The following is a 15,499-nucleotide window of genomic DNA, read 5'->3' as shown; positions in this document are numbered from 1 at the left end:
ATCCGGTGGTCGAGGGATCGTGCCGTGCACGAGCACCGGCAGCACCTGCGAGCCGTCGACGTCGCCGCGCCGGTCGAGCCGCGCCCGGCACGATCCCTCGACCACCGGATTGACGATCTCGAGGTGCGACGGGTTGAACGCCAGCGACAGGTGCAGCGGGCCGCCGGGCGTCGATACGTCGCTGGAGAAGCCGTTGTGGTACTTGACGTCGCCGGACGGCAGATCGTCGGCGTGCTTGCCCTCGAACTCGGCGAACAGCTCCTTCGGCGTCTTGCGCAGCACGTTGACCAGCACGTTCAGGCGGCCGCGGTGCGCCATGCCGATGACGATCTCCTGCATGCCCTGCGTGCCGGCGCGCTGGATCAGCTCGTCCATCGCCGCGATGAAGCTCTCGCCGCCTTCGAGCGAGAAGCGCTTCTGGCCGACGTAGCGCGTATGCAGGAAGCGCTCGAGCCCTTCGGCCGCCGTCAGCTTGTCGAGGATGCGCAGCCGCTTCTCGCGCGAGAAATTGGGCTTGGCGCGCGTCGACTCCAGGCGCTCCTCGAGCCAGCGCTTCTGCGCCGGATCGCCGATGTACATGAACTCGGCGCCGATCGAGCCGCAGTAGGTCTCGCGCAGCGCCTGGATGATGTCGCGCAGCGGCGCCGTGTCGAAGCCGAAATAGGTATTGGCGGCCGAATAGATGTGCGCGCGGTCGCCTTCGGTGAAATCGTAGAACGCCGGCTCGAGCTCGGGAATCGACGGGCGCTCGACGCGCTTGAGCGGATCCAGGTCGGCCCAGCGGTTGCCGAGGAACCGGTATGCGGACACCAACTGCTGGACGAAGACCTGCTTGTGCGCGGCGGCTTCGTCGCCGCCCATCATCCGCGGCTGCAGATTGCCTTCGCGCGCCCGTTCGGCGAACGATTCGACGATCGGCGCATGCGGGACGTCGCGCGTCTGCGGGTCGCCGTCGGACGCGGGCACCGCCTGCAGCGCATCGAAGTAGCTTCGCCACTGGTCCGGTACCGAGCCGGGGTTCTGCAGGTAGCTCTCGTACAACTCCTCGACGTACGGCGCGTTGCCGCCGAACAGGTACGAATTGCCCTGGAATTCTTTCATCATGATGGCGTTTCACCTTTTCGAAACGAGTTTCTCGTTGGCAAGGGCGGACGTGCTTAGGATCCGCAAACGGTCGCCGGGCTTCCCTTCGCCGTCTGAAAATTGCAGCGTGCCCGGACGAGCCGGGCACGCTGGAAGATTCTGCGTCGAGCATACCACGCGGCCCGCCCCGCGACGCGCGCGAACGCCGGGCGGCCCCGCCACCCGGCCCCCCGCCGACCGACACGCGTGTCGGTTTCTGCGATATCGGCCGGACGAAGACGATCCGGCGCGACTTTGCGCCATCCGATCCATCGAGCCCGCAAAACCCCTTCAGTCAGCAGGGACGGCGCCGAGGCCCGACGGCCGAGCGGCGAGACCGTCGCGCACCAGCCTTCCAACGCGCGCCGGCGCGCGTGCAGTCGAGCAACGATTGCGATACCCTCGGACGTTGTGCGCCTGCGTCAGACATGGCGCGACTTGGCTCGGCGATCGCTCTCGGGCGACGCGGCATAGTGCGAAAAACGAGACGAGGAGACACGCGTGGAAGCGACCGACATCCGCGATCCCGACTATTTCCACAAGGTCGTCGATTGCCAGTGGGCCTGCCCGGCCCATACCCCGGTTCCCGAATACATCCGGTTGATCGCGGCGGGCCGCTACGACGACGCGTACCTGGTCAACTGGCGGTCGAACGTCTTCCCGGGCATCCTCGGACGCACCTGCGACCGCCCGTGCGAACCGGCGTGCCGGCGCGGCCGGGTCGAGCAGTCGCAGTGCGAGACGCCCGAGCCGGTCGCGATCTGCCGCCTCAAGCGCGTCACCGCCGACCTGAAGGACGACATCCGCGACCGGCTGCCGCGGATCCCGGCCGAGCGCAACGGCAAGCGCATCGCCTGCATCGGCGCCGGGCCGGCCTCGCTGACCGTCGCCCGCGACCTGGCGCCGCTCGGCTACGACATCACGATCTTCGACCAGGACGCCAAGGCCGGCGGCATGATCCGCTCGCAGATCCCGCGCTTCCGGCTGCCCGAGGCCGTCATCGAGGAAGAGACCGGCTACATCCTGGACCGCGGCGGCGTCGCGTTCCACGGCCGCCGGCGCATCGACTCGATGCGCGCGCTGCTCGACCAGGGCTTCGACGCGGTCTTCGTCGGCAGCGGCGCGCCGCGCGGCCGCGACCTGGACCTGCCGGGCCGCCGCGAGGCCGCCGCGCACATCCACATCGGCATCGACTGGCTGTCGTCGGTCTCGTTCGGGCACGTCACGTCGATCGCCCGGCGCGTGATCGTGCTCGGCGGCGGCAACACCGCGATGGACTGCTGCCGCACGTCGCGCCGCCTCGGCGGCGTGGACGTCAAGGTCATCGTCCGCTCGGGCTTCGACGAGATGAAGGCCTCTCCCTGGGAGAAGGAGGACGCCCAGCACGAGGGCATCCCGATCATGAACTACCTGGTGCCGCTGAGCTTCGTCCACGAGAACGGCAGGCTCACCGGCATGACCTTCGACAAGGTCGCCTCGCGCCACGACGCCGACGGCCGGCGCGAGCTGGTGTCGACCGGCCAAGCCCCGGTGCGCGTCGATTGCGACGCCGTGCTGATCGCGATCGGCCAGGAGAACGCTTTTCCGTGGATCGAGGCCGACGTGGGCATCGAATTCGATCGTCGGGGTCTGCCGGTGCTCGACGACAGGACGTTCCGGTCGACGCACCCGAAGGTCTTCTTCGGCGGCGATGCGGCGTTCGGCCCGAAGAACATCATCTGGGCCGTCGCGCACGGCCACGAGGCCGCGGTCTCGATCGATCGCCTGCTGCAGGGCGAGGATCCGGCCGAGCGCCCGGCGCCGGCGGTCGAGATCGCCGCGCAGAAGATGGGCATCCATGAATGGCGCTACGACAACGAGGTCGCGCCCGAGCTGCGGCACAAGGTGCCGTGGCACGACATCAACGAGGCGCTGCGCAGCATCAAGGTCGAGGTCGAGCTCGGCTTCGACGCCGCCACCGCGTGGAAGGAGGCGCAGCGCTGCCTCAATTGCGACGTCCAGACCGTGTTCAGCGAGCCGCAGTGCATCGAATGCGATGCCTGCGTCGACATCTGCCCGACCGACTGCATCACGTTCACGCCCGCCGCGACGCGGGAGACCGAGGCCGAGCTGCGCCGGCACCTGCGCGCGCCCGCGCTGAACCTCGCGCAATCGCTGTACGTGTCGCACGCGCTAAAGACCGGCAACGCGATGGTCAAGGACGAGGACTGCTGCCTGCACTGCGGGCTGTGCGCCGAGCGCTGCCCGACCGGCGCCTGGGACATGCAGCGCGTCACGGTCAACGTCGCCCACGCCGGCTGTTCACGGCAGCGGACGGCCGCTTCCCCGAAGGCCTACGCATGAAGACGCCACGCATCGAATCGGTCAACGACTTCGTCGTCAAGTTCGCGAACATCAACGGCTCGGGCTCGGCATCGGCCAACGAGCTGTTCGCCAAGAGCGTGCTGCGGATGGGCGTGCCGGTCAGCCCGCGCAACATCTTCCCGTCGAACATCCAGGGGCTGCCGACCTGGTACGAGGTGCGGGTGACCGAGAAAGGCTATCTCGGCCGGCGCGGCGGCGTCGACATGATGGTGGCGATGAATCCGCAGACCTGGGACGCCGACCTGCGCGAGCTCGAGAGCGGCGGCTACCTGCTGTACGACAGCAGCAAGCCGGTGCCCGCGCACCGGATGCGCGAGGACATCCACGCGATCGGCGTGCCGCTGACCGAGATCTGCAGCGCCGCGTACGGCGATCCGCGCGAACGCCAGTTGCTGAAAAACATCATGTACGTCGGCGTGCTGGCGGGCCTGTTCGGCATCGACCCCGAAACGATCGCCGCGCTGATCGGCGAGCAGTACAAGGGCAAGGAAAAGCTGCTGCGCCCGAATCTCGACGCCTTCCGCAAGGGCCTGCGCTACGCGCAGCAGCACCTCGACGATGCGACCGGCCTGCGCGTGAAGCCGGCGCGCAACGTCGGCGACCGGATCTTCATCGAAGGCAACGCGGCGACCGCGCTCGGCTGCGTCTACGGCGGCGCCAGCGTCTGCGCGTGGTATCCGATCACGCCGTCGTCGTCGGTCGCCGAGGCCTTCCAGAAATACTGCGCGAAGTTCCGCTCGGAACCCGACACCGGCCGCGCCCGCTACGCGATCGTCCAGGCCGAGGACGAGCTGGCGTCGATCGGCATGGTCGTGGGCGCCGGCTGGAACGGCGCGCGCGCGTTCACCGCCACCTCGGGTCCCGGCATCTCGCTGATGACCGAGTTCATCGGCCTCGCGTATTTCGCCGAGATCCCGGTGACGATCATCGACGTCCAGCGCGGCGGCCCGTCGACGGGCATGCCGACCCGCACGCAGCAGGCGGACCTGATCGCCTGCGCGTACGCGTCGCACGGCGACACCAAGCACGTGCTGCTGATCCCCGAGGATCCGTACGAGTGCTTCACGTTCAGCGCGCAGGCGCTGGACCTGGCGGACCGCCTGCAGACGCCGGTGTTCGTGATGACCGACCTGGACATCGGCATGAACCACCGGCTGTGCGCGCCGCTCGACTGGGACGACTCGCGCCGCTACGACCGCGGCAAGGTGATGGATCGGGACATGCTCGAGGCCGGCGCCAATTTCGGCCGCTACCTGGACGTCGACGGCGACGGCATTCCTTATCGCACTTACCCCGGCACGCACCCGGCCAAGGGCGCCTTCTTCACCCGCGGCACGACCAAGGACCGCTACGCGCGCTACTCGGAGGCGGGTCCGGACTACGTCGACAACGTCCAGCGGCTGCTGCGCAAGTTCGACACCGCGCGCGGCCTCGTGCCGCAGCCCGTCGTGCGCGCGGCCGTCGAACCGACGCGCTTCGGCGCGCTGTATTTCGGCTCGACCAGCCCGGCGATGCGGGAAGCCTTCGACGCGCTGGAGGCCGACGGCGTCGCGATCGACCTGATGCGGCTGCGCGGCTTCCCGTTCCCGGAAAGCGTCGAACAGTTCATCGCGTCGCACGATCAGGTGTTCGTCGTCGAGCAGAACCGCGACGGGCAGATGCGCACGATGCTGATCAACGAATTGCAGATCGATCCGGCCCGGCTGCCGTCGATCCTGCACTACGACGGCACGCCGATCACCGCCCGCTTCATCCATCGCGAGATCGCCGATCGCATCAACGCGCTGACCCGCGCCAGCGCGACCAAGGTCAAGCCATGACGTACCTCGCCAAGCCCCGGCTCCACCACCCGACCTTGCCGACCAACACGCTGGGCCTGACCCGACGCGACTACGAAGGCAAGATCTCCACGCTATGCGCCGGCTGCGGCCACGATTCGATCTCGGCGGCGATCGTGCAGGCCTGCTGGGAGCTGGACATCGAGCCGCACCGCGTCGCCAAGCTGTCCGGGATCGGCTGCTCGTCGAAGACGCCCGACTATTTCCTGGGCAACTCGCACGGCTTCAACACCGTGCACGGCCGCATGCCGTCGGTGCTGACCGGCGCCAACCTCGCCAACCGCGAGCTGCTGTACCTGGGCGTGTCCGGCGACGGCGACTCGGCGTCGATCGGCCTGGGCCAGTTCGCGCACCTGATGCGGCGCGGCGTCAACATGACGTACATCGTCGAGAACAACGGCGTCTACGGCCTGACCAAGGGCCAGTTCTCGGCCACCGCCGACAAGGGATCGAAGTCCAAGAAAGGCGTGATCAACAGCGATTCGCCGATCGACATGGCCTCGCTGGCGCTGCAGCTCGGCGCCACCTTCGTCGCGCGCAGCTTTTCGGGCGACAAGGCCCAGCTCGTGCCGCTGGTCAAGGCCGCGCTGCGGCACCGCGGCGCGGCGCTGATCGACGTGATCAGCCCGTGCGTGGCGTTCAACAACCACCCGGGCAGCACGCGCAGCTACGACTACGTGCGCGAGCACAACGAAGCGGTCAACCGGCTGGACTTCATGCCGAAGCGGCAGACGATCACCACCGACTACGCGCCCGGCGAGCTGCTGACGATCGCGCAGCTCGACGGCTCGGTCCTGCGCCTGCGCAAGCTGCGCGACGACTACGATCCGACCGATGCGATCGGCGCGATGAACACGATCCAGCAGCGGCGGGCGCGGGGCGAGATCGTGACCGGCCTGCTGTACGTCGACCCCGACGCCGAGGATCTGCACGGCCACATGAATACCGTTCACGTGCCGCTGAACCGGCTCGGCGAGGCCGAGCTGTGCCCGGGCTCGGCGGCGCTCGACAAGCTCAACATGTCGCTGCGCTGAGCCGGCGCGAGCCCGGCGGCGGGTCGCTTGGCCCGGGTCGTCCGGCCCGGGCCGCCGCGGCGGATCCGCGACGGGTCGCGGGTGGTGGTGGTGCCTCGGTCACCGTCGCGATCGACGGCGCCCGTCGGCGGCCAATCGTCAGCGCTTGGACGGCGGGACGAAATCGCGGGACTTCGCGCCGGTGAACAACTGGCGGGGGCGGCCGATCTTCTGGTCCGGCTCGGAGATCATCTCGTTCCACTGCGCGATCCAGCCGACGGTCCGCGCCATCGCGAAGATGCAGGTGAACATCTCGGTCGGGATGCCGAGCGCCTTCTGCACGATGCCCGAGTAGAAGTCGACGTTCGGATACAGCTTGCGGTCGACGAAGTACGGATCCTCGAGCGCGATCTGCTCGAGCTTCATCGACAGCGCGAACAGCGGATCCTGCTCCAGGCCCAGCTCGCCGAGCACCTCGTAGCAGGTCTCGCGCATCAGCTTGGCGCGCGGATCGTAGTTCTTGTAGACGCGATGGCCGAAGCCCATCAGCTTGACGCCGGAGTTCTTGTCCTTGACCTTCTTGATGAACTCGCCGATCTTGGCGACGCCGCCGTCGCGCTGGATCTCGTTGAGCATCACCAGGCAGGCCTCGTTGGCCCCGCCGTGCGCCGGCCCCCACAGCGTCGCGATCCCCGCCGCGATGCACGCGAACGGGTTCGCGCCCGACGAGCCGGCCAGGCGGACCGTCGACGTCGACGCGTTCTGCTCGTGATCGGCGTGCAGGATCAGGATGCGGTCGAGCGCGCGGACCAGCACGTCGTTCGGCTGGTATTCGGCGCAGGGCGTGCCGAACATCATCCGCATGAAATTGGCCGTGTACGACAGGTCGTTCTGCGGGTAGATGAACGGCTGGCCGATCGTGTACTTGTACGCCATCGCGACCAGCGTCGGCATCTTGGCGATCAGGCGGATCGCCGAGATGTGGCGCAACTCGGGATCCTGGATGTCGAGCGAGTCGTGATAGAAGGCCGCCAGCGCGCCGACCACGCCGACCAGCACGGCCATCGGGTGCGCGTCGCGCCGGAAGCCCTGGTAGAAGCGCGGCATCTGCTCGTGCACCATCGTGTGATGGGTCACGTTGTACTCGAAATCGGCCTTTTGCTTGGGATCGGGCAACTCGCCATTGAGCAGCAGGTAACAGGTCTCGAGGAAGTCGCAGTTCTCGGCGAGTTGCTCGATCGGATAGCCGCGATACAGCAGTTCGCCCTTGTCACCGTCGATGAACGTGATCTTCGATTCGCAAGCCGCGGTCGACATGAAGCCGGGATCGAAGGTGAACTTGCCGGTGCCCGCGTACAACTTGCGGATGTCGATGACGTCCGGGCCCAAAGTCCCTTCGTAGATCGGGAAATCGATCGACGGGCTGCCGTCGGAGAACGATAGGGTGGCCTTCTTCTGGCTACTCATGGTTACTTTCCTTGTCATCGGGAATGGGCACGTGAACGACCGAGAGCCGGCGTGCATCGGGCGTGACGGCCACCCCCGTTGTCTCGCACCCCGGCCTCAAACGTCACGCAATCTTCGCACCAGCTCGAGGACCGGCCCGGTCGCCAGCTCGCCCTCGGGCTCGCTGCGGCCGAGGATCAGGTCCATCAGCTCGTTGTCGTTACAGTCTAGCAGGCGATCGAGAGCCCCCACGTCGTCGTCGGTCAGTTCTTGCTCGTAGCGATCGAGGAAGCGGGTCAGGATCAGATCATTCTCGAGCAGCCCGCGGCGCGACCGCCAGCGCAGGCGCCGGCGCCGGGCCGCATCGGCCTGGTGCGAAGCGGATGTCGGCACACCGCCGGCCGCGCGATCGTCGCTCATGCGTGCGGTCCGTTTTCCTGGCCGCCGTGCGTCAAACCGCCCGGCGAACCATCAGTTCCTTGATCTTGCCGATCGCCTTCGTCGGGTTCAGCCCCTTCGGACAGACGTCGACGCAGTTCATGATCGTATGGCAACGGAACAGGCGGTACGGATCCTCGAGATTGTCGAGGCGGGCGCTGGTCGACAGGTCGCGGCTGTCGGCGATGAAGCGGTACGCCTGCAGCAGGCCGGCCGGGCCGACGAACTTGTCGGGGTTCCACCAGAACGACGGGCACGAGGTCGAGCAGCACGCGCACAGGATGCACTCGTACAGGCCGTCGAGCTCCTCACGCTCCTCGGGCGACTGCAGCCGCTCCTTCTCGGGCGGCGGCGTGTCGTTGATCAGGTACGGCTGGACCGAGTGGTACTGGTTGAAGAAGTGCGTCATGTCCACGATCAGGTCGCGGATCACCGGCAGGCCGGGCAACGGCTTCAGGACGATCGGCTCCTTGAGCTCGCGCAGGCTCGTGATGCAGGCCAGGCCGTTCTTGCCGTTGATGTTCATCGCGTCCGACCCGCACACGCCCTCTCGGCACGAACGGCGGAACGACAGCGACTCGTCGGCGTCCAGCTTGATGCGCACCAGCGCGTCCAGCAGCATCTTGTCGGTCGGCAGCAGCTCGACCTCGAGCTGCTGCATGTAGGGCTTGGCGTCCTTGTCCGGATCGTAGCGATAGATCGAGAACTTGACCGTCCGCTTGCCGGCGCCGGGAGCGGCCACCGTCTGCGTGGTGGCCGGACGGGAGATTTCTGCAGTCGTCATGGTTGAGGCTCCGCGATGCTCAGAAGGTACGCGCCTTGGGCTTGAACGTTTCGACGGTCAGCGGCTTGAGCTGGACCGGCTTGTAGTCGAGGCGATTGCCTTCGGAGTACCACAAGGTGTGACGCATCCAGTCGACGTCGTTGCGATCGGGGAAGTCGCTGTGCGCATGCGCGCCGCGGCTTTCCTTGCGGGCCTCGGCCGACACGATCGTCGCGTTGGCGACCTCGGTCAGGTTGGCCAGCTCGAGCGCCTCGACCAAGGCCATATTGAACACCTTGGACTTGTCGCGAAGCTGAACATGCTGCGCGCGCTTGGTCAGCTCGGCGATCCGGGACACCCCCTCGGACAGCAGCTTCGACGTACGGAACACCCCGCAGTGCCCCTGCATCGCCGCGCGGATGCCGCCGGCCACGTCCTGCACGCGCTCGCCACCGGTCGAGGCCATCATCTTGTTGACGCGCTCGAGCGCGTTGTCGCCGGCGTTCCGCGGCAGCGGCTGGTGCGAGTGATTCTTGAAGCCGGCCTGGATGATGTGGCGGCCCGCCGCGCGGCCGAACACGACCAGGTCGAGCAGCGAGTTGGTGCCCAGGCGATTGGCGCCATGCACCGACACGCACGAGCATTCGCCGATCGCGTACAGGCCGTTGACGACCGCGTTCGGGTCGCCGTCGCGGGGCGCGACGACCTGGCCGTGGTAGTTGGTGGGGATGCCGCCCATCTGGTAGTGGATCGTCGGCACGACCGGGATCGGGTCCTTGATCGGATCGACGTGCGCGAACTTGATCGCGATCTCGCGGATCGACGGCAGGCGCTTCTTGATCGTGTCCGAGCCGAGGTGGTCGAGCTTGAGCAGCACGTAGTCGCCGGCCGGCCCGGCGCCCCGCCCTTCCTTGATCTCCTGGTCCATCGAGCGCGACACGAAGTCGCGCGGCGCCAGGTCCTTGAGCGTCGGCGCGTAGCGCTCCATGAAACGCTCGCCGTCCTTGTTCAGCAGGATGCCGCCTTCGCCGCGCACGCCTTCGGTGATCAGCACGCCCGCGCCGGCCACGCCGGTCGGGTGGAATTGCCAGAATTCCATGTCCTGCAGCGCGATGCCCGCACGGGCCGCCATGCCGAGGCCGTCACCGGTGTTGATGAACGCGTTCGTGGATGCCGCGAAGATCCGGCCCGCGCCGCCCGTGGCGAACAGCGTGGTCTTGCCTTCGAGGATGTAGACGTCGCCGGTTTCCATTTCCAGCGCGGTCACGCCGAGCACGTCGCCGTCGGCGTCGCGGATCAGGTCCAGCGCCATCCATTCGACGAAGAATTGCGTCCTGGCAGCAACGTTCTGCTGATACAGCGTGTGCAGCAGCGCGTGACCGGTACGGTCGGCCGCCGCGCAGGCGCGCTGCACCGGCTTTTCGCCGTAGTTCGCGGTGTGGCCGCCGAACGGGCGCTGATAGATCGTGCCGTCCGCGTTACGGTCGAACGGCATGCCGAAGTGTTCGAGTTCGTAGACGGCGTTCGGTGCTTCGCGGCACATGAATTCGATCGCGTCCTGGTCGCCGAGCCAGTCGGAACCCTTGATCGTGTCGTAGAAATGGTAATGCCAGTTGTCTTCACTCATGTTGCCGAGCGAAGCGCCGATGCCGCCCTGGGCAGCAACCGTGTGCGAACGCGTCGGGAACACCTTGGACAGCACGCAGACCGACAGACCGGCGCGCGCGAGTTGCAGCGAAGCGCGCATCCCCGAGCCGCCCGCACCGACGATTACCACGTCGAAGCGGCGACGCGGCAGAGAATTCTTGATTGCAGCCATTCTTTTACACTCTCCAGAGAATCTGCGCAGCGTAGCCCGCACATGCGAGCAGCCAGACGATCGTCAGCGCCTGAAGGACGAGGCGGGTGCCAACGGGCTTCACGTAGTCCATCCAGATGTCGCGAATGCCGACCCAGGCGTGGTAGAACAGCGAGAGAAGCGTGACGAACGTGGCGAGCTTCATCCACTGTGTCGCGAAGATCGATGCCCAGCCGTCGTACGAGAAATTGCGCCCGGCGAAGAACCACACGAGCAGGATCACCGTGTAGATTGCCATGATGCAGGCGGTGATGCGCTGGGCGAGCCAGTCGCGCAGACCGTAATGTGCGCCGACGACGAGACGCTTCGAACCGATTCGGTTATTGGCTGACATTTTTTAGAATGCTCCGAACAGTTTTGCCGCGAATGCGATGGTGAGCAGCGACGACACGACGAACACGACGATGGAGGTCGACTTGCCCTTCTCCTTCGACACCGCATCGTGGTTGGTGTCCATCACGAGGTGACGGATGCCGGCGCAGAAGTGGAACAGGAAGGCCCATGCGAGAACGAGCGTGATGAGCTTGACGATGATATTGGAGAGGAAGCCCTTGAAGACGTCGAAGCTGAGTTCGGAAGTCAGGCTCTGATCGAAAAGGTACAGCAGGAACGGAAGAAAGAGAAACAACAGGGCACCGCTCACGCGGTGGAGAATCGACACCCGCCCCGCTAGCGGGAGACGATATGCCGTCAATATTTGCCCTAGACCGATGTTCCGAAATTCCGGCCTCGGTTTTTTTACGGCTTCTGCCATGCTAGACCCCTACTATGTAGTCACACTAATCCGCAAGTTTAGCGCCTTTTTATATCGCGCTGCAGCGAAAACCACCACCGGTTCGTTGCGGCATGCGCAATGAAGGCGCCTTCCGACAGGCGCGCGTTGTGGGACGCCGCGCCTCGCTCCAGCCCGATTCAGCTCAGATCGTTCTGATAGTAATACCCGGTTGTGACATACCAACCTCGCCGGACTTCGACCGGCCGATCCCCATAGGTATAGGACACGCGCTCGACCGAGAGCAACGGAAAACCCGCCGGCACCTGCAGCAGGTCCGCCACGGAAGGCTCCGCCGCGACCGCGCGGATCTTTTCCGTCGCGCGAATCATGCGGGTGCCGAATTCCGTCTCGAACATCGCGTAAAGAGGACCTTTGTACTCCGACAGCCGCTCGAGCGTGAGCCCGCGAAACACGGCGCCGGGCAGCCAGATTTCGTCGAGCACGGTGACTTCGCCGTCGAATTGCAGTAAGCGCTTGATCAGCACGACCGGATCGGCCGGCTTCAGATCGAGCTGCCGGGCGATCTCCGCCGATGCGCGCAACCGCCGGCATTCGAGCAGTCGGCTCACGTGCGGATGCTCGGCGCCGTCGTCGGCGAGCAATCTCAGAAAGCGGAACTGCGCGCGATCTTCATTGTGCGTTGCAACGAAGGTGCCCTTGCCCTGACGCCGTACGAGCAGGTTGTCGGCGGCAAGTTCGTCGATCGCCTTGCGCACCGTGCCCTGACTCACCTTGTAGCGCGCGGCCAGTTCGACTTCACTGGGAATGATCTCCCCGGGCTTCCACTCGCCGCTTTCGAGGCTCTGCGTAATCAGCCCTTTGATCTGCTGATACAAGGGGCTGAAAGTAGGCGACGCAGCAGGAGCGGCGACGGATACGCCCTCGCCCGCGGCCCCCTGGCTATTCGGATTCACAGGATTCGCCGGGTTCGAATTCATCCGCGCATTTCATCATAAAGGGCTGGGGCGCGTCTAGGCTTTTCCCGGCAATATATATGTCTTATATAAGACATAAGATAATGTTGACTTTGTGTGTGCCGACTCCTACACTCCTTGTCGAGCAAGGGTTTGCGGGTTTTCCGGCCACTCTTTGTTGCAGTGCCGCAACGCTCCGGCAGCACTCCGCGCCATGACGTTTCCTACGCAGTTCACGCGCAGTTCTGGTTTCGATTCGCCGCCATCCGTTGCATCCGTGCTGCTTCTCGTGCTGCACCCGCTGGCCGGACACTTGCCGAAACGCGCTGTTTGCAGGAGTCCGCGCCGTGCGGCAGCGGCCCCGGCGTGGCGCCCTATCCCGCTCGGCAGTACAGGTTTCCGGCATGGCGGTCTTGCCGCAGCGCGCCGCCCGGTTCCGGCATAAGCAGGAACCGCACGCGACCACAGTGAATTCCGCCGTGTTTCATAACGCTTCGCTGAACGCGCATATAGAATGGCGTTTTCCCTAGCGTCTAACGCATCGTCCTGGAGATTTCTCAATGGCTAAGCCCGCAAAGCGCGTTGCCGTCACCGGCGCCGCAGGTCAAATCGCTTACTCCCTGCTGTTCCGCATCGCCAATGGCGACCTGCTCGGCAAGGACCAGCCGGTGATCCTGCAACTGCTCGATCTGCCGCAAGCGCAAGCCGCCGTCAAAGGCGTCGTGATGGAACTGGATGATTGCGCATTCCCGCTGCTGTCGGGCGTCGTGATCACGGACGACCCGAAGGTCGCGTTCAAGGACGCCGACATCGCCCTGCTCGTCGGCGCGCGTCCGCGTTCGAAGGGCATGGAGCGCAAGGATCTGCTGTCGGCCAACGCCGAAATCTTCACGGTTCAGGGCAAGGCGCTGAACGAAGTCGCAAGCCGCGACGTAAAGGTGCTGGTGGTCGGCAACCCGGCCAACACGAATGCCTACATCGCCATGAAGTCGGCGCCGGACCTGCCGAAGAAGAACTTCACCGCGATGCTGCGTCTGGACCACAACCGCGCGCTGTCGCAACTGGCCGCCAAATCGGGCAAGCCGGTCGCGTCGATCGAAAAGCTCGCCGTGTGGGGCAACCACTCGCCGACCATGTACCCGGACTTCCGTTTCGCGACCGCGGAAGGTCAGGACCTGACCAAGCTGATCAACGACGACGAATGGAACCGCAACACGTTCATCCCGACCGTCGGCAAGCGCGGCGCGGCGATCATCGAAGCGCGCGGCCTGTCGTCGGCGGCATCGGCGGCCAACGCCGCGATCGACCACGTGCGCGACTGGGTGCTCGGCACGAACGGCAAGTGGGTCACGATGGGCATTCCGTCGGACGGCTCGTACGGCATCCCCGAAGACATCATCTACGGTGTGCCGGTGACTTGCGAAAACGGCGAGTACAAGCGCGTCGAAGGTCTGGCAATCGACGCGTTCTCGCGTGAAAAGATGGACGGCACGCTGCAGGAACTGCTCGAAGAGCGCGAAGGCGTTCAGCACCTGCTCGGCTAAGCCTCTGATGCGGAAAAACCGGAACTCCGAAGCGTCATCGCGGCGGGTTCCGGTTTTTTTCGTGCGAATTGCTGGGCGAATTGCCGTTAAAAGGCGGTAATTCGCATCTGATCCGAACGTGTTTTGCCGCCGCTCGACGGCGCTTGCGCAGAGCACGCCCGAATCCGATTTTCTCTAATCCTCACCACGCCCCACACGCCGAAGATGCGCGTTCTCACACCCGCCGAAGTGCTGTTTGACGGCGAAGTGCCGCCCGCTGTGCTGCCTGCCTGCGATCACTACGCCGGCAGCGAAAAGCTGATGCTGAAGTCGCTCGCGTTGCAGCAGCAACTCGGCCCGGTGTTCGATATCACACTCGATTGCGAAGACGGCGCGCAGGTCGGCCGCGAGGCCGAACACGCGGAACTGGTCGCGTCGCTCGTCGGCGGCGAGCACGACCGCTTCGGCCGCGTCGGCGTGCGGATCCACGACTTCGCGCACGCGCACTGGCGCGACGACGTACGCCTGATTCTGCGCGCCGCGAAGCGAGCACCCGCTTACATCACCCTGCCGAAAATCCGCAGCGTTCCCGATGCCGCCGAAATGATCGCGTTCATCGAGGCGACGCGGCGCGAGCTCGGTATCGCGCAACCGGTGCCGGTACAACTGCTGGTCGAAACCCACGGCGCGCTCACGCGTGTATTCGAGCTCGCCGCGCTGCCGGGCGTCGAGGCGCTGAGCTTCGGCCTGATGGATTTCGTTTCCGCGCACGACGGCGCGATTCCCGACACCGCGATGCGCTCGCCGGGCCAGTTCGATCATCCGCTGGTGCGGCGCGCGAAGCTGGAAATCTCGGCGGCCTGCCATGCGTACGGCAAGGTGCCGTCGCATAACGTCAGCACCGAAGTGCGCGACATGAGCGTGGTCGCGAACGACGCGCTGCGCGCCCGCAACGAATTCGGCTACACGCGCATGTGGAGCATCCACCCGGCGCAGATCGAGGCGATCGTCGCCGCGTTCGCGCCGCGCGACGAAGAAATCGCGATGGCCACCGAAATCCTGCTGGCCGCGCAGTCCGCGCAATGGGGACCGACGCGTCATCGCGATACGCTGCATGACCGCGCGAGCTATCGCTATTACTGGTCGGTGCTGCGTCGCGCGCAAACCACGGGCCGCGCCGTGCCGCGGGAAGCGGCGCCGCTCTTTGCGAAAGTGGGTACTAACGGACCATCCGTGGCATGAACAGCGTGGGTCAAACGGCGGCAATGAGCCCGCGGATGAACCGGCACACAGGAGAAGGCGGAAGATGAGCGAGACGACGCAAGCCGCTGGCGCACCGGGCGGCAATGAAACGCAAGGCGGCTTCAAGCCGAAGAAATCCGTCGCGCTATCCGGCGTGACCGCGGGCAACACCGCGCTGTGCACGGTCGGCAAGACCGGCAACG

13 protein-coding genes and 1 pseudogene are annotated in these 15,499 nt (G+C 65.8%); 6 read left to right on the top strand and 8 right to left on the bottom strand.

What is annotated here, in order from left to right; translation table 11 throughout:
• Positions 1 to 1,104 (bottom strand): 2-oxoglutarate dehydrogenase E1 subunit family protein (locus tag QM685_RS36370; RefSeq protein WP_415124303.1); only part of this gene is annotated, 1,104 nt, incomplete at its 3' end.
• A 519-nt stretch (positions 1,105 to 1,623) separates the two neighbouring features.
• On the opposite strand from QM685_RS36370, the gene QM685_RS36365 reads away from it, so the two are divergent.
• From QM685_RS36365 to QM685_RS36355, 3 genes are read left to right on the top strand one after another with little or no spacing between them, the layout of a single operon-like run.
• A complete protein-coding gene (locus tag QM685_RS36365; RefSeq protein ID WP_415124301.1) occupies positions 1,624 to 3,465 on the top strand; it encodes an FAD-dependent oxidoreductase in 1,842 nt (613 codons plus the stop codon).
• Positions 3,462 to 5,306 (top strand): 2-oxoacid:acceptor oxidoreductase subunit alpha, encoded by a 1,845-nt coding sequence (locus tag QM685_RS36360; RefSeq protein WP_415124299.1) that lies wholly within the window; start codon positions 3,462 to 3,464, stop codon positions 5,304 to 5,306. The genes QM685_RS36365 and QM685_RS36360 overlap by 4 nt, the downstream gene beginning before the upstream one ends.
• Entirely contained in the window at positions 5,303 to 6,358 is a 1,056-nt protein-coding gene (locus QM685_RS36355; RefSeq protein ID WP_415124297.1) for a 2-oxoacid:ferredoxin oxidoreductase subunit beta, read from the top strand. The genes QM685_RS36360 and QM685_RS36355 overlap by 4 nt, the downstream gene beginning before the upstream one ends.
• A gap of 138 nt (positions 6,359 to 6,496) precedes the next feature.
• Here the strand turns inward: QM685_RS36355 and gltA are convergent, their stop codons facing one another.
• The 7 genes from gltA to QM685_RS36320 all read right to left on the bottom strand — a co-directional run bounded on the left by gltA (position 6,497) and on the right by QM685_RS36320 (position 12,555).
• Positions 6,497 to 7,804, bottom strand: a complete 1,308-nt coding sequence (gltA, locus tag QM685_RS36350) for a citrate synthase (RefSeq protein ID WP_415124295.1) — start codon at positions 7,802 to 7,804, stop codon at positions 6,497 to 6,499.
• A 96-nt stretch (positions 7,805 to 7,900) separates the two neighbouring features.
• Positions 7,901 to 8,203, bottom strand: coding sequence for a succinate dehydrogenase assembly factor 2 (locus QM685_RS36345; protein ID WP_415124293.1), 303 nt, complete (start codon positions 8,201 to 8,203; stop codon positions 7,901 to 7,903).
• A gap of 31 nt (positions 8,204 to 8,234) precedes the next feature.
• Positions 8,235 to 9,005 (bottom strand): succinate dehydrogenase iron-sulfur subunit, encoded by a 771-nt coding sequence (locus tag QM685_RS36340; protein ID WP_415124291.1) that lies wholly within the window; start codon positions 9,003 to 9,005, stop codon positions 8,235 to 8,237.
• A gap of 19 nt (positions 9,006 to 9,024) precedes the next feature.
• Positions 9,025 to 10,803, bottom strand: coding sequence for a succinate dehydrogenase flavoprotein subunit (gene sdhA, locus QM685_RS36335; RefSeq protein WP_415124289.1), 1,779 nt, complete (start codon positions 10,801 to 10,803; stop codon positions 9,025 to 9,027).
• Positions 10,804 to 10,807: 4 nt separating this feature from the next.
• A complete protein-coding gene (gene sdhD, locus QM685_RS36330) occupies positions 10,808 to 11,176 on the bottom strand; it encodes a succinate dehydrogenase, hydrophobic membrane anchor protein (protein WP_415124287.1) in 369 nt (122 codons plus the stop codon).
• A gap of 3 nt (positions 11,177 to 11,179) precedes the next feature.
• A complete protein-coding gene (gene sdhC, locus QM685_RS36325; RefSeq protein ID WP_415124285.1) occupies positions 11,180 to 11,596 on the bottom strand; it encodes a succinate dehydrogenase, cytochrome b556 subunit in 417 nt (138 codons plus the stop codon).
• Positions 11,597 to 11,754: 158 nt separating this feature from the next.
• Positions 11,755 to 12,555 carry a GntR family transcriptional regulator gene (locus QM685_RS36320; protein ID WP_415124283.1) on the bottom strand — a complete coding sequence of 267 codons (801 nt, stop codon included), beginning with the start codon at positions 12,553 to 12,555 and terminating at the stop codon, positions 11,755 to 11,757.
• Between the two features lie 536 nt (positions 12,556 to 13,091).
• On the opposite strand from QM685_RS36320, the gene QM685_RS36315 reads away from it, so the two are divergent.
• The 3 genes and pseudogenes from QM685_RS36315 to QM685_RS36305 all read left to right on the top strand — a co-directional run.
• Positions 13,092 to 14,075, top strand: a complete 984-nt coding sequence (locus tag QM685_RS36315; RefSeq protein WP_415124281.1) for a malate dehydrogenase — start codon at positions 13,092 to 13,094, stop codon at positions 14,073 to 14,075.
• Positions 14,076 to 14,279: 204 nt separating this feature from the next.
• Complete coding sequence (locus QM685_RS36310) at positions 14,280 to 15,296, top strand: HpcH/HpaI aldolase/citrate lyase family protein (RefSeq protein ID WP_415124279.1); 1,017 nt, start codon at positions 14,280 to 14,282, stop codon at positions 15,294 to 15,296.
• 64 nt (positions 15,297 to 15,360) lie between these two features.
• Positions 15,361 to 15,499, top strand: a pseudogene (locus QM685_RS36305) (2-methylcitrate synthase); the annotation flags it as partial.

This window comes from Paraburkholderia sp., assembly GCF_047605525.1.
GTDB lineage: Bacteria > Pseudomonadota > Gammaproteobacteria > Burkholderiales > Burkholderiaceae > Paraburkholderia.
The sequence above is the reverse complement of the archived record's forward strand: the minus strand, read 5'-3'. Positions and strand labels throughout refer to the sequence as shown.